Origin of the sequence: Mucilaginibacter sp. (assembly GCF_039925265.1) — a bacterium.
Classification (GTDB): Bacteria; Bacteroidota; Bacteroidia; order Sphingobacteriales; family Sphingobacteriaceae; genus Mucilaginibacter.
The window spans coordinates 37,574-60,515 of the sequence record NZ_JBDSZG010000036.1; the positions used below are offsets into that span (position 1 = coordinate 37,574).

Here is a 22,942-nt window from a genome sequence, read left to right on the forward strand (position 1 = left end):
TTATCGTATTTTGCTTGCTGCCTGTTTCGCGGCGCGTTCTTTTTCCATTTCGGTGTACTCGTCTGCCACCGCAAAGTTTTCTTCCTCTAACGTTTCGCATTGGTAGGAGCGTGGCCTGCGTGGGCCGCCCGGCTTTTGGGTGTTTTGCCCGGCGTTTTTCAGCTCCAGCATTTTTTGGATAATGCGCGCAGCATCAGTTTTAACCGCCTTTTGTTTTTCGGCATCCTGCGAATAATCCCAGTACAAGATCCCGTCAACATAAGTTTTCTCCGCAACCGCGTAAATACTCAGCGGGTTGGCCGACCATATCACAATATCCGCGTCTTTACCGGCTTTTATACTGCCGATGCGGTTATCCACATGCATCATTTTTGCAGGGTTAAGGGTAACCAGTTTCAATGCTTCTTCCTGGCTCATGTTGCCATAGGTTACCGCTTTGCCGGCTTCCTGGTTTAGGCGGCGGGCCATTTCTTCATCATCCGAGTTAAAGCCGGTTACCAAACCAACTTCGTGCATCAGCTTGCCATTGTAGGGGATAGCTTCGGCAACCTCGTTTTTGTAGGCCCACCAATCGCTAAAGGTAGAGCCGGCGATGTTGTGCGCCTTCATCTTGTCGGCCACTTTATAACCTTCCAAAATATGGGTAAAAGTGTTGATCTTAAAGCCAATAGAATCGGCCACGTGCATCAGCATATTAATTTCTGATTGTACGTAGGAGTGGCAGGTGATAAAGCGTTTGCTATCCAGTATTTCGGCCAGGGCATCCAGCTCCAGGTCGCGGCGCACGGTGTTACCTTTTACAGCACGTGCGGCTTTGTATTCCTTAGCGCGGGTAAAGGCATCAATATAAACCTCCTCCACGCCCATACGCGTTTGCGGGAAACGCAGCACAGAACCCGGGGTGATGTTGTTGTTACTACCCTTTACGTTCTCGCCCAGCGCGAACTTGATAAAGCCATCAGCGCCTTCAAACTTAATTTCCTCGGGCAATAAACCCCAGCGGTGTTTAATTAACTGGGTTTGGCCGCCAATAGCATTTGCCGAGCCATGCAGAATGTGCGAGGTAGTAACCCCACCTGCCAGCTGGCGATAAATGTTAATGTCTTCGGCATCTATTACGTCGGCAATGCGCACTTCGGAGGTTACAGATTGGGTGCCCTCGTTAATGCCGCCGGTTGCCGCAATGTGCGAGTGTTCATCCACAATGCCCGCGGTGATGTTTTTGCCTGTTGCATCTATCACCTTAGCGTTACCTGCTGCCAGGTTTTTACCAACGGCTTTTATTTTGCCATTCTCTAACAATACATCAGTGTTTTGCAGGATGCCATCTTTCTCGTTGGTCCAAACGGTGCCATTCTTCAGCAATACGCTTTCGGCTTTAGGCAATACGGTATAACCAAACGGCGCGAAAGGATAAATAACCGGGCCAACCGCTAAATTGGGTTTAGGCGTTGGCTTTGCTGTTTGCCCTACAGGGGCGGCACCGGTGTAGGTGGCGCTAAAGCCTGTAGAACTTCCATCAGGCAATATGGCGTTACCGCGAATGGTAATGGGCGATACCGATGATATATGCCCCGCCAAACGGATCACACCCGCAGGCTTGGCTTTATAGTTAAAATAGATATTTACATCATCGCCGGTGCGGGTGATGGTGCCGCTTACTTTTACGCTATCGATGCCGGTGCGCTCAATATTTACATTGTAGCTGGCCGGTGTGCCGCTGATTTTTAAAACGGTGTTGGCGAAGCCATCGCCGGTAAGGACGTAGGTGCCGCGCAGATCAGATACGTCCATTTTTGATATTACGTACTGACGGCCTTCTACCCAGTTCTCGTAGATCACGTTCTCGGCCTTGAACAAGCTGTCGGACGTGATGATAAAGCTGGCCATTTTGCCTTTTGCAAGGGTGCCTACTTTATCGCTCACACCCAGTATTTCGGCGGGAACGGTGGTTAAGGCGTTCAACGCTTGTTTCTCGGTCAACCCGTAGCTGATTGCGCTGCGCAGGTTGGTCCAGAAATCTTTGGCGCTGGCTATACCGTAAGAGGTCAGCGCGAATTTTACGCCTGCTTTTTCCAGCACGCCGGGGTTGGTAGGGGCAAGTTCCCAGGCTTTCAACTGCCCGTAGCTTACGGTACGTGCATCCAGCGGGTCCTCAATATCATAAGGGGCAGGGAAGTTAAGCGGAACTATCAGTGTGCTGCCGGTAGCTTTTACAGCGGCGATGCGCTGGTACTCCAAGCCGTCGGTTTTCAGGATATATTGCTTGCCAAATTCTTTGGCAATTTTTACCGCGCGGAGGATAGATTGCGGATCGCTCACCTCAAAGATCTGTGGGAGCGCCTGGGTGCGGTTAAATTCATCCAGCGAAATATTGTACTCGGTTTTTTGGGTTTTGTACCATGCAGCGTCCAGGTAGATTTGGCGCAGTAAGGCTATGCTTCCCATTAGCGAGGATGGATAATTGGTAGCTGCGGTGCCTTTGCTGAAGGAGTAATGCGCGGCGGCCTGGTCGTTTAGCATCACAAAATTATCGCGTTCATCGGCAAGGCTCACTACTACGGATGTTCCGCGGGCAATACCATCATGGATCAATGACTGAACGGTACCAAATCCGTTTTTCTTTAAAGTTTCGGCTGCATCAGCGTTTACATGAAAAAGCGTCTTGGCGTTTATCTCCGGGCGAATAGCCTCATTCCAGCCATAAGCGCCCGGTTTGGTGGAAGTGTAAACACGCGGGCCGCCAAAACCGCCGCCAGTAGTACGTGGCGCATCGGGGATACCGTAAGTAGTGTAGGCATCAACTAAGCCGGGGTAAATAAATTTGCCCTTCAGATCGATGGTGACGTAACCTTTTGGTACGGTAACCTGCGCGCCAACGGCCTCTATAACGCGGTCGTTAATTAAGAGGGTAGCCTTGTTGATGGTCTGGTCGGCATTGACTACGATGGTAGCGTTGGTAAAGGCATATTTCCCGGGGCGGATATCCCAACTGCCGTTTACAGGGAATGTTTCCTGGGCGCGGCTTAATTGAAATATTAGCAGGAGAAAACAAAAAAGTAAAGGTTTTTTCATTTGAAGTGATTGTTTACTGCTAAATTATTAATTTTTCGTTTCGGAATTATCGGTTAAGACAAAATCATACAATTGTTACATCTTTGTTAAGAGGGGCGTTGTCTGAACCCGAGTTTAATAAATTCGGGTTCAGACAAAATGAAGCGTAGCAGGTGGATTGGCAAAGAAACCCGATAATCATTACTCATTATGCGGATATTAATTTTAGGTGCCACTGGCCGTACCGGTAAATTGATTTTACAGGAAGCCTTGCAGCAAGGGTATGAGGTGAATGTTTTGGTTCGCGATAGATCCCTCATGAGCGTGCATCCGGTATTAACGGTTTTTGAAGGTTCGCCTGCGGATAGCAAAATGCTGAACAACGCCATGAAGGGCTGCGACGCCATTTTAAGCGCCCTCAATATCTCCCGAAACTCCGATTTCCCATGGGCCAGACTTCGGACCCCACAAGATTTTCTTTCCAAAGTAGCCGAGCTTATTATTGACCTGGCACCGCAAAATAATATCGACAGGATAATAATTACCTCCGCATGGGGAACAAGCGATACCCGCGGGGAGATCCCCTGGTGGTTTAAATGGGTGATAGATAACAGCAACGTGGGCGTAGCGTACAGCGATCATGAACGGCAGGAAGGTTTGTTCGCTGCGTCGGTATTAAATTATACTATAGTGCGGCCCTCGGGGTTGGTCAATTCAGCAAAAAGAAAACCGGTTATTGTTAGCCTTAATAACCAACCTAAGCCCCGTTTTACCATCAGTCGGGGAGATGTTGCCGGGTTTATATTACAGGTATTGCAGGATAATCTTTTCGTGCGGCAGATGCCTGTGATATCGGCTTAAAATTTTAACTGAAACCTGTTAGTAAAGAATCAGCGAGCAAAACGACGTGCTTTTTTGTTTGAGCAAGATGGGGTCAGATACTGAGAATTACCTTTCGCGATATTATTCTCAAAAATTATTCTCAAAAGAAATATTTTATCACTTTTTTTGTGAAGTGATTAATAAGGTATATCATTTATAATCGGTGTAAGATATTGTATTTTAACTATATACGCGTGTTGTTTTCGCTTCTTGATATCAATGTGTATCATATTTATTACAAAGCAATTTTGTTATTATTTATTTAAACTATAATAGTTTAAACATATATATTTGGAGCATACAAAGCCGTAACCTGCTGCTGTTTAAGTCTTTTAAATAGCGGTATTATCACAGTCCCTATATTATGCCTGTAGTTTTTATAAAAACCGCTGCGGCCGTCATAAGCCAACTATTAGTACGAACACAATTTTACCATAAGATGAAAAAGCCTGCCTTATCTGCAATTTTATTGCCCAAACTCTCTTATCGAAGGGCTAAAGCAATTACATTGGCGCTTGCTATTACCTGCGCTGCTGTTTCTGCGTTTGCCGCTAAACCGATCCCTGCTGCCAATGGCCGACATGCTACGGCATTCGCTTCAACCATTAGCTCATTTGCGCCTGCATCGGGCGCTCCCGGTACGCTGGTAACCGTAACGGGTACCGGTTTTACCGCGGCATCTACGCTTACCATTGGCGGTAAGCTTGCTATAGTAACATCCTATACCGCCACACAAATTGTAGGTATGGTTATGCCCGGCGCAATTACAGGTAAAGTAACCGTAAATACTGGTGCCGATGTAAATTCTGCTACTAATTTTACCGTAACGGCTACGCAATTCCCAACACAACAGTTGGGCGCTAAACTGGCGGATACTACAACTTACCCTAATGCTTATCAGCTACAATACGCTGAATCTCACGGAGGGCTACCACTGCCTGCCACAAGCTATAGGTACAAAAATGTAAAACAAGGCAATAACGTAGTGATAAGCGCCGACGGCAATACAGCCGTTGCAGCATCATTGGTGGGGTTAAATTACGAAACACAACAAGCCTACGCTATACCGGGAGGGTTAACATTTTATGAAAAGCATAACGGTGCCTGGGTGAAAACCGGCTATTATTTTTTAAATTTCAGTATTGGCCCTGCTCCATTTGGAAAAGCACTTGCGTTAAATGCCAATGGAACAGTGCTTTTTGTGACCCATTCCGCAGATTTCGACCCCTACAACGCGCCGATAAGCATATTTGAAAAGCAAAATGGGGTATGGAAACCTACTACCTTCCAGGGGTATGGTCAGTCGGTTGCGGTAAGCGCCGATGGCAACACCGCGGTAACTGGATATGGAGCTCTCAGATACGTTAGGGGCGGTGCTATCGCAACGGAGTATACAACTGTATACCATCGTATAAACGGCAACTTGGCCAAAGACCCAACGTTGCCGGGCGACGGCTCTTTTAACCTGACCGGGATACCCGATAGTGTAAAAACGATAGATTTTGGAGAAAACCAACAGGCAGGTGGCAACGTGGCGCTAAGTGCTGATGGAAAAACGCTGGCCGCTACATCATACTTAAGTGGTACTTTTATTATGAAGCTGAATGGTACACAATGGGTTAAAGAAGAATTGCTGACAGGAGCGGCTGGCCTTATTTCATTGAGCGCCGATGGTAACGTTTTGTTAAGCACAAACGCAGGTTATCCCGGTTCTGCCGCACCGGGGTACTCAAAACTATTTACCCGCACCGGTTCTACCTGGAGCAGTGCGCAAATCATACCAGAGGCGGGCACCGCATCCATTACAGCCGATGGCAACATCATATTGTTTAGCGGTAATTCCGGCCCCGTAATATATACACGTAACAACACGGGTGTGTGGGTAAAGCAAAACACAGCACTATCCGCAGACCCGGCTACCTCGGTAGCCATTAGTGCCGACGGTACAACAGCCTTCTCGGGTAACGTAGATGATAACAGCGTAGGACAGGTGCAAACAAAAATTTATACCAGTAATACAGTTTATGAGAACGGCCAATATATTACCACAACTGATACGAGTTACCGAACCGACCCTTACGGTTCACTTACGGCGTACAGTGTAGCGCCACCAATGTCCATCGCCTCAGTAAGCCCAACAACCGGGCCGGTGGGTACGTTGGTAAAAGTAACAGGTGTTAGCCTGGATGGGGCTACCTTAAATATAGGTGGTAAAGATGCCATCGTGGTATCAAACACAGGTACGATTATTACCGGTATGGTAATGCCGGGCGCGGTTACCGGTATAGTGAGCGTTACTAAAGGCAGCGCGGTTACAAGCGGCAACTTTACGGTAACGGCTACACCATATCCAAAACAGCAGCAGGGGCCGATAATGGCCGATTTAAATACCTATAACGGAAGTCGGCCTGTTGGCCAGGGCAGTTCGTTTGCCTTGAGTGCAGACGGCAATACCGCTATTGCCGGATCGCTTAACGGCTTAAACGGCGTAGGCAGGGGTGGCCTAACGTTTTATGCAAGAACTAATGGCACCTGGGCGCAATCCGGCCAGTACTATGCAAGCAGTTCTGAAGATGTACGGCTCGGAGGAAGCATATCTATAAATGCCGAAGGTACGGTGGCTATTTCCGGTTCTAATTACCTCGGAGAGGCTTCTAATGGCTTAGTATACGCTTTCGAAAAACAAAATGGCTTGTGGAAAAAAACGGCCGAACTTGGACATGGCAGAACATCGTCATTAAGTGCAGACGGCAATACCACTGTAGTAGGGTATGCAACGTATGACGGTGTACGCGTTAGTGAGGGTATTACGGTTTATCATCGTGTTAACGGTGCTTGGGTAAAAGACCCTGAAGTAGCTGGTTCACCTATGCCGGCAACCATTGATCTTGGCCCAGGGGTAACGGCAGGCAGCTTAGTAAGGATAAGTGCTGATGGGAAAACCATTGCCGCTGTATCGGGGAATGACCGTGGTACGCATGTTTTGATATATAATGGTACAAATTGGGTGGTGCAAACCCATTTACCTTTGGGTGATAATGCAACCAGCTTAAGCGCCGATGGAAATATATTATTGATAGCCCGAAATGTATACATGCGCACCGGCACCGCCTGGAGCCTTGCGCAAACCATAGCAGAACCCGGTGACGGCGCTATGAGTGCAGATGGTAATAGTATCATATTTACGCGTAATACCGGCCCCGTGGTTTATACACGTAATGGTGCCGGCACTTGGGTAAAACGAAATGTTACCTTATCTGAAAAGTTTGCCCCGGCGGTAGCCATAAGCGCCGATGGTACGACCGCATTCTCCGGCGACCAGACTGATTTTACCTTTGGGCTTCCAAATGGCCCTGGTGTAGGGTCGGTTACGGCTTATATAACCGGTGATCCAATTACCGTTGCATCGATTAGCCCAACCGCCGGGCCTGTAGGCACTATCATAAAAGTTACAGGCACGGGTTTCCTGGGCACTACCGTTAAAATTGGTGGTGTAAACGCTGTAAACGTAAGCAATACTGGTACAACATTAACGGCGTTGGTTATGCCCGGTACTAATACGGGCGCAGTAACCATTACCGATGGCGATATTTCAGCAGGTAACTTTACTGTAACACCCACACTTTACCCCAACATACAGCAAGGCCCAGCATTGGCCGATACATCAAAATATATATCACACAACTCTGCAAGGGCACCACTATCATTATATCGCGCACAACAGGGCTATTCGGTAGCCATCAGCGCCGATGGTAATTCGGCTGTAGCAGGCATGGGCGTTGGCGAAATACAAAATTTTGTAAATGGGGGTGTGATTTTTTATGAACGCCAAAACGGTTCCTGGAAACAATCCGGAGGAGTGTTTAGCACAGGCTCCCAAAACGGAAACTACGGCCCCAGGGGTTACGAGAGTACCATGAATGCAAATGGCACAATAGCAATTGTAACCGGGCAAGGAGCCAGAGGCATTAATGCCGGGAGTTTTGCAGCGTTTTATTACAAAGTAAACGGCGTATGGACCGAGGGCGCCGGCATTGGCGGAGGCCAGACAGCGGCACTTAGTGCAGATGGTAACACTGCTGTGATAGGCGACTACCATACAGGGAAAGGCACTAAAGGAGGAACACCCCAAATTAGAACATTAAAAGTATATCACCGCATTGGCAGCAACTGGGTGGAGGGGTCAGATATTCCTTTGTCAGCAAATACAACGATCACCGCGGCGGTTACAACGTCCACCGCAGCTATAAGTGCCGATGCGAAGGTAATTGCCGCAAGTTCGCCTGTCGGGAGCAACCAGTATACTTCCGTATTCGTGAAAACTGATGCTGACTGGGTGCTTGCCACCGATCTTCCAAATATAGCTGGTGATAAACTGGCACTGAGTGGCGATGGTGCTTTGTTGCTTATCTCGAATAGTAATACAGGTGCATCAGTGTATAGCCGTAATGGTGATACCTGGGCGCTTAAACAGCAATTGCCTCAAAATGGCAGAGGCAGCCTCAATATAGATGGCAGCGTAATCATGTTTGCCGAGGGAAGCGGTACAGTAGTTTATACCCGCAGCGGTAATGCCAATTGGGTAAAACAAACTACAAGTTTTGGGCCATCGGCTGGTTTTGCTGTAGCGGTAAGCGCGGATGGCGCAACCGCTTTTATAGGCAACCCGCGCGATAGCAGCAAGGTGCCAAACCAAAATGTAATGATAGCTGACGCCAATTACCCTAATGTGGGCGATCTAACCAAACCGCAGCCTTTGGGTGCAGCCTATGCATTTGTAGCCGGCACGCCTGTAAACGCGCCAAGCGGTTATGCCAATACGCTGGTATTTACCAATACAACAACAACAGGCACCACCCTTAGCTGGACAAAAGGCAACGGCGGCTTACGTGCGGTATTCATCGGTGTAAAAGGCACCGCAGCACCATTGCCGGCAGACTATACCACCTACAATGCAAACGCAGCGTATGGCTCGGGTAAGCCATTGGGTACAGCGGGCTGGTACTGCGTTTACAACGGCGACGGATCATCGGTAAACATATCTAACCTGCTGGCCGGTACCACTTACCGCGCCGAGGTAATAGAATATAATGGTAGCAACGGTAACGAAAGATACCTGACCGCAAGGTTCGCGCCTGCTGATGTTACCACTTTAAATGCGGTAGGCACGGTGCAGGCAAAGGGAGTAACCTTTGCAGGTACAACGGGCACCACTACCACCGTAAACTGGGTAAACGGTAACGGCACTGGCCGTGTAGTATTCATTAATAAAACTAACAGTGGCGCACCACTGCCTGCCGATGTTTATTACTCAGCAAACACCAGGTATACATCCGGCAACCAAATTGGTACAACAGGCTGGTATTGTATTTATAACGGTACAGGCTCCACAGTAAATGTTGTAGGGCTGGCCAGTGCGCAAACCTACCGCGTGGCAGTTGTGGAATACAGCGGCACTATTGCAGCGCCCAAGTACCTTACTACGGGCATAGTACCTTCAAATTTGGCAACGCCAATTGAAGCGCCATCCGGCTATTCAACAGCATTAACATTCAGCAATACTACGGCAACAACAAGCACTTTAAGCTGGACGAATGGTAACGGCGCAGCCCGTATAGTATTTATTAAACTGGGCACAAGCGGCGCGCTTACCCCGGTAGATGGTGTAGGCTATGCGCCAAACAATCCGTATACATCTGGCTTTCCTTTAGATAACGGCTGGTATTGCGTTTACAGGGGTACGGGCAGTTCTGTAAACCTATTAGGTTTATCGCCTGTCTCTACATACCGGGTTGCCGTAGTTGATTATAATGGCTCGGGTAATAACGGTAGTGTGGCATATGGCAAACGTTTTAATTCAGAAAACGTTACTACATTGGCCCAGCCAATCATCCCGGCAACCCCGCCAACCGGCTACGCGGTTTCTTTAGCATTTAGCAATACCACAGCAACATCAACCACCTTAAGCTGGGTAAACAGCAACGGCGCGGCACGTGCGGTGTTTGTAAGAATAGGCACCAGCGGTGCGCTGGGCGTTACGCAACAAACCACTTACAGCGCTAATAATACATTTGCATTGGGTACACAGGCAGGTACCAGCGGTTGGTACTGTGTTTACAATGGCACAGGCAATAGCGTAAACATCGTTGGCTTAAGCCCGTCAACAACTTACCGCGCAACAGTTATTGAATATAACGGTGCAGCCGGGTTAGAAGGGTACAACCTGAGCAGGTATAATGGCGCTAACACAACTACCGGTGCAGCTCCTGTTTTGTTATTAACTACCAACCAAAAACGGATGTTGGTAGAACAGGACGTTTTATCAGAGGATGTAAACCCCGAGCTGAATGTACACCAGGGGATGTCGCCAAATGCGGATGGAGTGAATGATGTGTTTACTATTGATGGCATTGGCGCTTACCCGGATAACACCGTGCAAGTAATGAATAGTAATGGTGATTTGATCTACAGCGTTAGCGGCTACAATAATTACAGCAAAGCTTTTGACGGGCGCGCCGCCAACGGAACGCTGCAAAAATCGGGCACGTATTTTTATTCACTGGAATATAAAAAGGGTGTCGAAGTGATCCGTAAAACAGGCTATTTGGTTATTAAGTACTGATACTAAGGCAGGAGGGCACCACTAAATTATAAAGAAGGCCACAGGGGATTTTCTTGTGGCCTTTTATGTGATCAATAATGCCGCATTGAGGCGCTATCTATGTCGATCCTGGCCTAAGGCTTAATTTGCTGAATAAGGGTTAAGCGTTCTCTTCGCCTTCTTTCTTTAGTAATTCCAGCTTGCCATCCTCATTGATGCCATAGATAGAATGGATCTGCGTTTGCTGTTTAAAATCGGGTTCGCGCCGCCTGATTTTAGGGCCAAACAACGGCATCAATACCAAAAAGGCGGTAACAATAACTTGTATAATAACATCTTCCATAAATTCCCCTTAAAGCAGTCGCTTCCCTAAAAATATAAGCTTAATATAGCTTTATATTTTGATAAAAAAGCCAATACGAGTTATAACGTTCTAACGGCCTGTTTGTTGGCGCAATTAAATGTTAGTCGGCATTGGTGGTATAAATGTTACGCTTAGGGTGGTGAATTTTAATGTGTAGGATATTTAGGCTTAACCGGGATCCATATCTCCTCTTCCGAATCCTCCGAATCGCTTTTGTATTTTTCGCCCATAATGGCAAAATGCGGGCGTTCGTCAACATCATAAGCCATGGATGGCAGCCAATTGGTAAAAATATTGCGGTACGTTACGGGGCCGGTACTTGCCGGCCCGTAATGTATAAATACCGCGTATAAACCTCCCGGCGATAAGAGGGTTTCCATCCCCTCAGGGATATTTTCAAAAGATGACACCTCCACCGCCGCCCATTTTTCAAACTCCGTGGCCGGGTTAAAATTGGTGAAAAACTGCTCCGGGTAAACCTCTGCCGAATACAGCTCCGTGCCGATAGTATCCGCTATCTCCTTTCGCCGCGGCATAAACCCTTGCCACAGCTCGCCCGTTTTATTATCGTCGTACGTCATACTCAGGCGCTTGCCGATAAACTTTTTTTCGGGCAGCATTTCAAACCGGATCACCATATCTATTTCCCTTCGAGTTTTTTAAGTGCCGCCTGCTGCTCAGCCGATGGATTGGCCATTGGCGCCAGGTAGTTCTTTGTTTTAAAATGGCCGTCAAAGATGGGGCCCTTCATGGTTTTTTCTTTGCCATCCCGCAGTACGGTTATCTCAATTTCGGGGTGTTTGGTGTTCTCGTTAAAATACTCCTCCCAAACATCATCGAGGTTCGCCTGTGTTATTTCTTTGCCATCCATCTTTTTAAAAATATCGCCTTCCTTTATTTTTAGCGGGTTATCGCCAACGTTGGTAAAAACAAACACGTCGTTCTCAAACTTAAGTCCCATTTTACCCGGATAAAAGGCTTGTATATCCTTCTGTGCGGCGTACTCATAGCCCACTTTGGCAAGGTAATCTCCATACGGCACTGTTTCGGTACCAACGATATATTTATCTATAAACTGCCTTACATCGGGGTGCGATGCGGCAACGAAATCGTTTAAAAAGTCATCGTCGTTAAAGGGTTTGCTTGCGCCGTATTTTTGGGTGAGGGATATGATAACCCCTTTCAAATCCTTAGCGCCCCCGGTTTTCTCGCGGATGAACATATCCAGCGCGAAACCGATCAGCGCCCCTTTGTTGTATACGCTGCTGTACTTTTTCTGAAAGCTGTCTTCCATTACGCGCTTGCTCATTTCGGTCATCGAAAAATTGCCGAACTCTTCCGCCGCGTTCATTTTGCTGCGCATTTCCTTAAAGTAACCTTTCTCGTCTACCAGTCCGTTCTGCAATTGTATCAGGTGTGCAAAATATTCGGTAACGCCTTCGTACATCCACAGGTGTGCCGACATTTTTGGATCCGTAAAATCAAAGTTCTCAATCTCGAAACTGTGCAGGTTGAGCGGTGTAAGGATATGCAAAAACTCGTGCGACGATACATCGTTCACCATCGATACCAGGTCTCTTTCGTACTGTACCTCGGGTAAATAATATAACGAAGAGTAGTTGTGTTCCAGCGCGCCGTAGCCGCCTTCGCCGTTCTTGCGGTCGGCAAGGGCTTTTTTAGGATCCTCAAAATAATAAAGGAACTGGTACGATTTTACCGGCAAGCCATTGAAAAACGCGCTGAGCGACGCCGCGATAGGTTTTAGGTAGCCTGCCACCTGCGCGCTTTTTACCTTGCCCGTTGCCGAAAACACAAACACGTTTATTTTGCTTTGGCCCACGTAAAAGGAAGTGGTATCCGGGCGGGAGTAGATCACCGGGTTATCGGCCAGGTAAACAAAATCTTTAGCCTTTATTACATCCAGATTGGCCGCCGGGTGTTCCACATCCAAATGCGTAGCACCGAAGAAATCCTGGGGCTTGCTGATGCTTGCTTCTATCGGCAGTTTTTTATAATCTTCAAAATAACCGTAAAACGCGTGGTTGTTCATCACCACGTTTACGCCCGCCTCTATATTGCTGCCACCGGGTTGAAAAATAAAGTCGTCGTGTTTTTGGTCCCAGGTATCGTTCACCTTGTATTTAATGGTAGCGAGGGTATTGGCATTGCTGATGCGGTACTGATCTTTATTTAGCTTTTCGGCCTTCAACTTTTTGCCGTATTTATCGAAGGCTTCAAAGTTGACGATGAAGCGGCCAAAATCCTTGCGGGCATAAGAACCGGGAATGGCCTTGGCGAAGGAGAATACGGTGCTTTCCTGCGAAATAGCGGGTGTGGTAAGCGTTACAGCCACTTGGTCGTTAGTAATGTTTACCAGGTCTACCGCGTAGGCGTATTTCTGTTGCGCGTAGCTGCAGATAGAAATGGCAGAGAATAATAAACTAAAGGGGACGAATTTCTTCATGGAAATTGAATAAGGTTTATGGGTATGAAAATAGGGGTTTGGTTACATTTTACAAATTATTTAATAAAATATACCGCGCATAAAAAAGCCGCCCCAGTGCAATGAGGCGGCTAAATTACACAAAGAAAATTATATGGTTTTTGGAGTATAGACTTTAATAACGCCGTCGTTCTCGCTGCTTACCAGCAACAGGCTCTTTTTAGTAGGGCTGTTTTTGGCTGGGATAATAAGCACTCCTTCTGGCGCATCGCCGCATTTTAACAGCTGCAGAAACGAGGGTTTGGTGGCATCAGTAACATCGTAAACGGCAACGGCATCCGCTCTTTCCATACCTACAAACGCCACTTGTCTGTTGCCGATTTTGCCTATGGTGATGCCTTCGGGCTCAACAGATTTATCGTCGCTGCGTGTATCGTCATAAGAATTCGCTGCGTTAACTTTTACATCAAGCTCATTTTTGCTATCGAATACCTGGTTGCCGTTGCTGCCGTTCCAAACGCTAAAGGAGCGTGCCCCAAGCGAATAAAGCGCTTCGAAAATGCCGTCGCCATTCGCGTCGCCCAGGGTGGTGGTAATGTTAAGCCTGCCCAGTTGCGTGTCGGTTCTTAAGATTGCGCCGGTAGGGAACGCCGTTGCATCAAGCTTAATATCTTTTACGCGTTTAACTTCGGTTAAAGCGGTGTACTCGCGGGCATCGCCTTCATTGGCCGTAAACAGGTAGGGGATACCGTTCTGTTCCAGCACAGCAATAGCATCGGGCATGTAAATGCCTTTTACCGGCCATTTTGCAAGAGCGAATTTGTCATCTTTATCGCTCGGGTCAATTTCGTTGCCGTCGGTGTTGTAATCTTTAAAACCAAGCGGAAAAATATTGGTGATGCTTTTGGCGGCAATATCAATTTTAGCGATGCCGTTGTTCTCCTGCAGGGTTACCCACGCGGTTTTGGAATCTGCCGAAATAGTGATGTACTCCGGCTCGATATCTTTTACGAAATCTTTATCCACACCAAATATACGGAAGCCCTTTGCCAACAGGTCGGCTTTTTGACCCGCGAAAGCGGCGAAATCGATGGTATTTACACTGTAATTATCTGCTACCGAAATTATGGACACCGTTCCAGCAGGATCGTTGGTGTAAGTGGTATTAGGTTCGCCTTCGTTTGCGGTTAAAATGTATTTACCATCCGGCGAGTAGGTGATCATATCGGGCAGGGAGCCAACATTTATCACTTTCACTTCGCTCAGGTCGTCGGTTTTAAAAACGGCCACCTTACCCGGCACCTGCTTATCAACCGATTCGATGGCCGCGGCCACTTTGCCGCCATAAACGGCCAGGCTATTCACCGCGCCGCCGTAAGGTGCCACGCTGATAGAGTTAATGACCACCATGTGCGCCGGGTCTTTAAAATCTATCACATCTATTTTGTTCACCGCGCCGTTGTTCACCACAAATAAGCGGTTGGTTGCCGGGTCGAAAGCAGTGATCTCCGCTGCGCCAACGTCTCCAATATCAATACTGCCTATCTCCTCAAAGGTGGCAGGGTCTTCGTTTACAAAAAAATCAGTCTCGGGCTTCGGATCCTTTTTACAGCTGAACAGACAAATACAAAATAAGAAAGGTAGTAAATAATGCTTCATACGATAGGGTGTTTATGTAAACGGTAAAAGTATCACCCGGGCGTTAAATGATTTTTACCAATAGGTTAAGCCTGTGTTACTATTTAGCATGTCGTTAACAACCCCTTAAATGGCCGTATTTACACCCGCTGGCTTTTTGGAATTGGGCGTATCTTTATCATAGCAAACCAACTGATAAATATTTGTAATCAACACTATGATACAGCAAGCCATTAACGAGTACAAAACCGCCACCGATAACTTTTTAAAGGTATTGGGTATGTTTAACCAACAGCAATTTAACACGGTGCCATTTGAGGGCAGTTGGACGCCCGCCCAGGTTGCCGACCATATGCTGAAATCGCAGTGGGGGCTGCCCGAAGTGCTCACCGGTAACACCAAACCCGCTGATAGAAAGCCCGATGCCGGTAATGCGTTTATAGAGAATATATTTTTGGACTTCAGCACCAAATTAAAATCTCCCGAATTTATATTACCTACCGAAGAACCTCAGAATAAAGCAGAAGTGCTGAGTAAATACAATGATAAAAGCGAAGAGATCCAGCAAACCTTTAAACCGCTCAACCCAACCGACATCTGCCTCGATTTTGAGATCCCAGGCTCGGGGCCGTTCACCAGGTTAGAGTGGCTGCATTTTGTGGCTTGCCATACCATCAGGCATACCCGGCAGCTGGAGAATATCCACCAGGTGCTGGTGAATTAGTAAGCCTCATCATACCTTACTCTGAAATAGAGTTTTTGTTGAAATATCGAACATCGAATGTTGAGTAACGAATAATGAAGAAGACCTTCGGCCTTGGATATTCGAAATTCATTATTCGACATTACTTACGGGATAGGACACCTGAGCAAGGATGCATAACTTACACCACCAGTTTCCCCTTCATTACCATACTCTTCCAAAAATAGGGCAACCTGCCGCAACCAACAAAATTGGTAACCTCAAAGCCGGTTTGGGTAAGTAGTTGGCCCAGCGATGCCCTCGACCAGAATTTAATATGCCCGCCAACGGCAACCGCGTTGGTGTGCTTGTCCCACTTATCAAAAACGCTCAGCATCAGGTTTTTAAAATAACCGTGATAAGGGGTGGTTAATATCAGCTCGCCGCCGCCATTTTTAGTGAGCACATCTTTACAAAGCGCCATAAAAATAAAGGGGTTATAAATATGCTCTATCACCTCGGTAGATACGATGGTATCAAACGGCATGTCGCGTATTTCGGCGGGGAGTTGGTTGTCGTCAAGGTCCTGGATAAAAAAGCGGCCCGGGTTAACTTTATTGGCAATGGCAATGCCGGTTTGCGAGGCATCAATTCCGTAGGCATTGTACCCCTGTGAAATAAGAAAGTTAACCAGGTAGCCGTTGCCGCACCCCAGATCGAGGATGCAACGGTTCTTGTCTTTATTTAAAAGCGAGATCATAGTGGATTGAACGTATTGCCAAAATGGACGGGCATCTTCGCTGAAGAAACTATGTTCCTGATATTCTGCCATAAATATTATATATTTTGCTGCAATATAATACATTTTTCATAACGAATATGGCGTTTATTAACAAAATTGAATACCTGAAACACACGCAAAGATTTTGTGTTATAATACAGATCTTTTGTAATTTAGCCTTTTATTTACCGTTCCGTACCTATACTTGCCGCCGTCTTTTAAGAAAATATATTTTACGGTATGTCTACATCTACACCCGATATCGGTTATCAGGATATTTTTAAAAGCAGCCCGGCTGCCATACTTATTGTTGATATAGACGCGCCGTATTATACCATACTGGATGCTAACGATGCCTATTGCCGGGCCACCAATACGCAACGCTGCGATATGGTGGGCACCTCCGTTTTCGGCACCTTCCCGGGCAACCCAACGGATGAGGTATCGCGCAATATCGAAATGACCCACTTCTCGTTTCAGCAGGCCATTCAAACCAAGCAATCGCATACCATGCATAACTACCGCTATGATATTCCCATACGCGGTACCGATGAGTTTGAAGAGCGTTACTGGACGACTACCAACACCCCCATATTGGATGCCAATGGCGAGGTAAGGTATTTTATCCATTCGCCCGCCAACGTTACCGAACTGTATAAGTTGAACCAGAAAGAACAAGCCGGGATAGATGCGCTAAAAAATCAGCGACAGCAGTTGTACTCCTCCTTTATGCAGGCACCGTTGGGCATTTGCATTATTAGCGGGGGCGACCTGGTGGTGCAAATGGCTAACGACAGCTACCTCGAACTGGTAGGTAAAAGTCGCAGCGAGTTAGAGCATCGGGGTATTTGGGATGCGGTGCCGGAAGCGGCCGAAGCTTACGCGCCGGTATTAAATAAAGTGATTGAAACAGGCGTGGCCTTTTTTGCCAAGGAACACGAGGTTACGATGATCCGCAAGGGAAAACCGGAAAGAGTGTTTCTTGATTTTGTTTACGAGCCGATAAGCGACGTAGCAGGCGTAAATAACGCCGTTATGGTAATTGCCATAGATGTTACCGATAAGGTTGTTGCCCGCCGCCGTATTGAAGAAGCTGAAGAACGCGCCCGGTTGGCCATTGATGCCGCCGAGATAGGGACCTTTGATTTCGACCCCGTTAATGATAGCGTGGTTACTTCCGACAGGTTTAACGCCATTTTTGGATTCGACGGCGCGCGCCCCCGTGACGAGTATAGGCAGCGGATACACAAAGACGACCTTGCATTGCGCCAGGCCGCACACGAGCGCGCCATGGAAACGGGCAAATTGTTTTATGAGGTGCGCCTCGTTTGGCCAGACGATAGCCTGCACTGGATCCGCGTACAGGCCGATGTGTATTACAATGGTGCCGATAAACCCTACCGTATGTTGGGTACCGTTTTAGATATCACCGAATTTAAACGCCTGCAACAACAGAAGGACGATTTTATAAGCGTTGCCAGCCACGAACTTAAAACTCCCATGACCTCGGTAAAAGCGTCGATGCAGTTGCTGGAGCGCCTCGTAAAAACGCAGCCATCGTCAGATAGGATCCCTGTGTTTTTAGAGAAGGCCAACACCAACCTTACCAAAATGCAGCACCTGGTCGACGCGCTTTTAAACGTATCTAAAATTGCGGAAGGGCAACTGGCGCTGCATAAAACAGATTTTATAGCAGCCGAAATGGTAAACGAGTGCTGCGACCATGTGCGCCTGATTGGTACGCATGAACTTATCCTGACGGGCGACACCCAATTGCAGGTACATGCCGATAAAGAACGAATAGACCAGGTAGTGGTGAACCTGGTAAACAATGCCATAAAATACGCGCCCGACTCCAATAAGATACTCCTCCATATCGCTCAAACGGCCAACATGGCCAAAATATCCATACAGGATTTTGGGCGGGGCATCCCGCCAGAAAAGCTGCCGCATCTGTTTGAGCGCTATTACCGTGTTGATGCCAGCGGTGTGCAATTCAGCGGCCTCGGCCTTGGCCTTTATATCAGTGCCGAGATCATCGAACGCCACGGCGGGCAAATAGGCGTTGATAGCGTAGTAGGCGAGGGGAGTACATTTTGGTTCACCCTGCCGCTGAAATCGAACTAAACTCGCATCTTCATTTAAATATTATTAGTGCTTTTTAACGCCCAGAAAACCAGCACCGGCTGAAAGAACAGCCTTACCAGTCTTTTCCTGTCGGTATCCAGTCCGAAGGCACTGCGCTTATTTTGGTACTGCGAAATGTTGCCCGGGAAAACACCCACAAAAAATGCCGCCGCTGCTTTACCAACCGCCTCCTGGTATTTATCCGGCGTAAGCCCCAGCGCACTACCCAGGGCAATTTCCGCTATGCCGGAGTACACAACGGTATCATCTTTATCCAGCGGCACCCAATCGGGCACCTGCGCCCTGAAATCCTTACGGGCAAAAGTAAGGTGGCTTACCCCCGCGAATATCAAATTAGCTCCCAGCAGTATCCGCGCCGCTTTTCTTATATGTTTTGCTTTTGCCATGTTGCTTTTAATTGATGGTATGCAAATACTGTTCCAAGGGTGATTGCAGCAATTTGAAAAGGTAAATCAGTATTGCTTAGGTTAGGTTCTGCCCCGCTTTCCCTGCAATCCGCCGGTAGAAGCGGGCTTTTCGTGCAATCGGGTTTAGTTGGGTTGGGGTTGCGCACTAATAGCGACACCCAAATTCTCAATCGGTCGCCCCCCCTTGACACAAACGCCAGGGAATTTGTGCAGTGGGTGTGAAAGGGTTAAGAATCTGTTTTATAGGGGTTGTCGGTCTTTTTCCTCCATTCAATTCCGTCTTCACTCACACTATACTCAGAATATGCTTCCGAATCGTTCTTTTTTTTATAAGATGCCTTTCGTTGTCTGCCCGATACAAATAACGGCAGCGAAATTATGCAGAAAAAGACAAAAAGTTTTGCAAGTGTTAACATTCGGGATTTTTTTTTGGTGTTTTTTTAAAATATAAGTTGCAATTTTATAGTATCTATTTATTTTCTGATATAAACTGTTTTTAATTTATGAAAAAAAATCAATTTTCCGTGTGTATTTCAACCAAAAACCATATTATGTTATTATTTTAAATAAAAAGTATAAGATATTGCAATATTTTATACTTTTTTATTTTTTTTCTATTAGATTAGCATTTAAAGAACGGCTATTTAGTTTTTATACCGTTTTTTTGTAAAATTTATCTTTTATTCCCCCTTAAGGCAAACTATTAATAACAACAAATACTTAACCCTCACAACTATGAATTTTAAATTTTTACAAAAAAAAATCCCTTCGTACCTTTTAATAGGTGCGGTAGTAGTTTTATTGCTGATGCTTTTTGAGCCAACGCGCTCTTTCGCGCAGGATGCTACAGGCGCTAAAACCGGTACTATTAATGATGTACCTGCAGCTACCGCCGGTAAACCAACTGTTAGTGAAGTTGGCGAAGTGGCCGGCCACAATAAAATTGCTATCAACATTATGTGGACTTTGCTTGCAGGTTTCCTGGTAATGTTTATGCAGGCAGGTTTCGCCCTTGTTGAAACCGGCTTTACACAAAAGAAAAACGTAGCACATACAATGGGTATGAACTTTATGGTTTATGCGGTAGGTATGTTTGGTTTCTGGATATGCGGTTTCGCCTTTATGTTTGGCGGCGCGCTTAATGCGGCCACCCTTGGCGGTGCCCCCGGCGTAATAAGCCACGAATATGTGGTACATATGTTTGGCCACGATTTTGGGCTGGCTGGCTCGGTAGGCTTCTTTTTAAACAGCGATGTTTATGATGTAGGCGTATTTACCCTGTTCCTGTTCCAAATGGTGTTTATGGATACCACAGCAACCATCCCTACAGGGTCCATGGCAGAACGTTGGTCTTTCAAATCCTTCCTCATATTCGGTTTCTTTATTTCCATGTTCGTATACCCTATATATGGTAACTGGGTTTGGGGCGGCGGCTGGTTGTCGCAGTTAGGTGCCAATTTTGGTTTGGGCCATGGCATGGTTGATTTTGCAGGCTCATCCGTTGTGCATATGGTGGGTGGCGTTGCTGCACTTGCAGGTGCTATCATCATTGGCCCACGTATTGGCAAATTCAATGCCGATGGTACTACCAATACCATACCGGGGCACAATATACCAATGGCTTTATTAGGTACGTTCATCCTTGCTTTAGGCTGGTTCGGTTTCAACCCGGGCTCAACTTTGGCCGGTGGCGATTTCCGTATCAGTATAGTAGCTGTGAACACCATGATGGCCGGTACAGCAGGTACACTTGCGGTATTGGTTTTGTTATACATCCAAAAAAAGAAACCAGATCCGGGTATGCTGGCTAACGGTATGCTTGCCGGTTTGGTGGCTATTACTGCGCCCTGCGCGTTTGTAAATTCTCTGTCATCAGTAATTATTGGTGCCATAGCAGGTTGCCTGGTAGTGCTTACCATTTACATAATGGATTATAAAGTAAAAATTGATGATCCGGTTGGTGCATTTGCGGTACATGGTGTTAACGGAGCCTGGGGCGTATTAGCAGTAGGGTTATTTGCCGATGGTAGCTATGGTGATGGTTGGAACGGTGTTGCCGGCCCTGTAAAAGGGCTGTTCTACGGCGATGCGAGCCAGCTTGGAGCGCAAAGCCTGGGTACTTTAACCTGCCTTGTGTTTGTGTTTGTAGTAATGTACGCATTCTTTAAAATATCAAATAAAATTACACCTATCAGGGTAAAAGCTGAAGACGAAATTGCAGGCTTGGACATCCCGGAAATGGGTGTACAGGGTTATATAGATTAATTGCAAAGGCCGCGACACTTATATAGTAAATTGCCCGGCGGTTATTAATCCCGCCGGGTATTGTTGATTTTAAAAAGCAGAATTATATCGCCATGAAAAAGATAATAAACAAAGCCATCAATCCATTGCGGATGCTGATAAATGATAGCCGCTTTACAGGCATTATGCTCATTGTTTGTACACTTACATCTATGTTTTTGGCAAACTCGCTGGGTTTTGCAGGTGCCTATAAAAATTTATGGAACGGCGAATGGGTTACGGCAGATTTGCCTGTTCATTTACCCGATAACTTTTTGAGCCTTATCAATAATTTCCTGATGGCCTTCTTCTTTTTAATGGCCGGTATGGAAATTAAGCGCGAGCTGATAAGCGGCGAATTGTCTTCTTTCAAAAAAGCGGTATTGCCTTTTGGCGCGGCACTTGGGGGGATGCTGGTGCCTGCTCTTATATTTGTAGCTTTTAATTTGCATACCAGCTATATGCACGGCTGGGGCATCCCAACCGCTACCGATATAGCGTTTTCGGTTGGCATAGCTTCGTTGTTGGGCAAACGAATACCGGTGGGCCTTAAAATATTATTAATGGCGTTGGCCATTATAGATGATCTGGGCGCCATTGTGGTTATCGCATTGTTTTACGGTGGTCATATCAATTGGTTGTTCCTCGGTATAGGAGCGGCAATCTACGGTTCGTTGTTTGTGCTTAATTATTACAAGGTTAAGTTTGGCGCATTACACATTGTACTTTCCCTGGCTATGTGGTATGCCATTTTTAATTCAGGTGTTGAAGCCAGTATAACAGGTGTGCTAATAGCGTTTGCTACCCCGGTGGCTACCCTGCCAAAGATAGAGAAAGCCATACACCGCTGGGTGAATTTTATGATACTGCCGCTTTTTGCGTTAGCAAATACAGCCATTTTACTCCCTCAGCACATATTGAGCTCTTTAACCACTACCGTTGGTTTAGGTGTAATATTTGGCTTGGTTATCGGTAAACCGTTAGGCATATTTTTATTCAGTAGGGTGCTGGTAGCCTTAAAAATGGCCAGCTTACCCAGCAATGTAAAATGGAAACAGGTATTTGGCATGGGCATGTTAGCCGGTATTGGCTTCACCATGTCTATATTCACCACTATGCTTGCCTTTAAGCAGGAGGCTTTTCAGGATGTAGCAAAAGTGGCGGTATTAGTAAGTGTACTGCTATCGCTGGTGTTGAGTATGGCATACTTCCTTATGATAAGTGTAAATATGACCTTTGAACTTGCTACCGACGAAAGGGAAGAAAGACCCGATGTTGCCGGTGCATTGGAATTGAACCTAAATTAAGTTCTGGATTGATAAAATGGTGGCTCAAGGTAGGTTGAATTAGCAGCCCTGACGTGATAAGCGGGGTTGCTTTTTTATTGGCTAATGGGGGGGGTAATGTCTGGCCACGATTCTTTTCGAAAAGATAAACCGCGAAATACGCACAACTGGCAGCAGTACAGATGTTCTTCGCCAGATTTTTAAACATTGGTAGGCATTTGAACTTTTAAATATCATCTAATTAGCGGGTCTGTAAAATAAACTGTGTCATGCCCAGTCAGGCTTCGGCCCCATGGGGCCGGAGCCTGACTGGGCATGATTGCTACATCAAATCTAATATCATTCTCCCAGGAAACCAAATGGCCAGTTTCTG

At 46.6% G+C, this 22,942-nt stretch carries 13 protein-coding genes; 6 read left to right on the top strand and 7 right to left on the bottom strand.

The window, feature by feature from the left end; all coding sequences use genetic code 11:
• Entirely contained in the window at positions 1 to 3,075 is a 3,075-nt protein-coding gene (locus tag ABIX36_RS16790; RefSeq protein WP_348083321.1) for an amidohydrolase family protein, read from the bottom strand.
• 189 nt (positions 3,076 to 3,264) lie between these two features.
• Here ABIX36_RS16790 and ABIX36_RS16795 point away from each other — a divergent pair, with 189 nt between their 5' ends.
• Both ABIX36_RS16795 and ABIX36_RS16800 read left to right on the top strand, forming a co-directional pair.
• Entirely contained in the window at positions 3,265 to 3,915 is a 651-nt protein-coding gene (locus ABIX36_RS16795) for an NAD(P)H-binding protein (RefSeq protein WP_348083322.1), read from the top strand.
• Between the two features lie 460 nt (positions 3,916 to 4,375).
• Entirely contained in the window at positions 4,376 to 10,558 is a 6,183-nt protein-coding gene (locus tag ABIX36_RS16800; RefSeq protein WP_348083323.1) for a gliding motility-associated C-terminal domain-containing protein, read from the top strand.
• 139 nt (positions 10,559 to 10,697) lie between these two features.
• Here ABIX36_RS16800 and ABIX36_RS16805 read toward each other — a convergent pair whose 3' ends face one another.
• From ABIX36_RS16805 to ABIX36_RS16820, 4 genes are all read right to left on the bottom strand, one after another.
• Entirely contained in the window at positions 10,698 to 10,880 is a 183-nt protein-coding gene (locus ABIX36_RS16805) for a hypothetical protein (protein ID WP_348083324.1), read from the bottom strand.
• 167 nt (positions 10,881 to 11,047) lie between these two features.
• On the bottom strand, positions 11,048 to 11,539 hold the full coding sequence (locus tag ABIX36_RS16810; RefSeq protein WP_348083325.1) for a GyrI-like domain-containing protein: 492 nt from the start codon (positions 11,537 to 11,539) through the stop codon (positions 11,048 to 11,050).
• A gap of 2 nt (positions 11,540 to 11,541) precedes the next feature.
• On the bottom strand, positions 11,542 to 13,365 hold the full coding sequence (locus ABIX36_RS16815; RefSeq protein WP_348083326.1) for a hypothetical protein: 1,824 nt from the start codon (positions 13,363 to 13,365) through the stop codon (positions 11,542 to 11,544).
• A 129-nt stretch (positions 13,366 to 13,494) separates the two neighbouring features.
• Positions 13,495 to 15,003, bottom strand: a complete 1,509-nt coding sequence (locus ABIX36_RS16820) for a choice-of-anchor I family protein (protein ID WP_348083327.1) — start codon at positions 15,001 to 15,003, stop codon at positions 13,495 to 13,497.
• Positions 15,004 to 15,199: 196 nt separating this feature from the next.
• Between ABIX36_RS16820 and ABIX36_RS16825 the strand changes: the two genes are divergently transcribed.
• Positions 15,200 to 15,706 (top strand): DinB family protein, encoded by a 507-nt coding sequence (locus tag ABIX36_RS16825; RefSeq protein WP_348083328.1) that lies wholly within the window; start codon positions 15,200 to 15,202, stop codon positions 15,704 to 15,706.
• A gap of 160 nt (positions 15,707 to 15,866) precedes the next feature.
• On the opposite strand, the gene ABIX36_RS16830 is transcribed toward ABIX36_RS16825, so the two are convergent.
• Entirely contained in the window at positions 15,867 to 16,496 is a 630-nt protein-coding gene (locus ABIX36_RS16830; protein WP_348083329.1) for a class I SAM-dependent methyltransferase, read from the bottom strand.
• Positions 16,497 to 16,685: 189 nt separating this feature from the next.
• Here ABIX36_RS16830 and ABIX36_RS16835 point away from each other — a divergent pair, with 189 nt between their 5' ends.
• Positions 16,686 to 18,572 (top strand): ATP-binding protein, encoded by a 1,887-nt coding sequence (locus tag ABIX36_RS16835; RefSeq protein WP_348083330.1) that lies wholly within the window; start codon positions 16,686 to 16,688, stop codon positions 18,570 to 18,572.
• A 14-nt stretch (positions 18,573 to 18,586) separates the two neighbouring features.
• Here the strand turns inward: ABIX36_RS16835 and ABIX36_RS16840 are convergent, their stop codons facing one another.
• Complete coding sequence (locus ABIX36_RS16840; protein WP_348083331.1) at positions 18,587 to 18,979, bottom strand: hypothetical protein; 393 nt, start codon at positions 18,977 to 18,979, stop codon at positions 18,587 to 18,589.
• Positions 18,980 to 19,735: 756 nt separating this feature from the next.
• On the opposite strand from ABIX36_RS16840, the gene ABIX36_RS16845 reads away from it, so the two are divergent.
• On the top strand, positions 19,736 to 21,265 hold the full coding sequence (locus ABIX36_RS16845) for an ammonium transporter (protein WP_348083332.1): 1,530 nt from the start codon (positions 19,736 to 19,738) through the stop codon (positions 21,263 to 21,265).
• A 92-nt stretch (positions 21,266 to 21,357) separates the two neighbouring features.
• Positions 21,358 to 22,590, top strand: a complete 1,233-nt coding sequence (gene nhaA / locus ABIX36_RS16850; RefSeq protein WP_348083333.1) for a Na+/H+ antiporter NhaA — start codon at positions 21,358 to 21,360, stop codon at positions 22,588 to 22,590.
• The last annotated feature ends 352 nt before the right edge of the window (positions 22,591 to 22,942 follow it).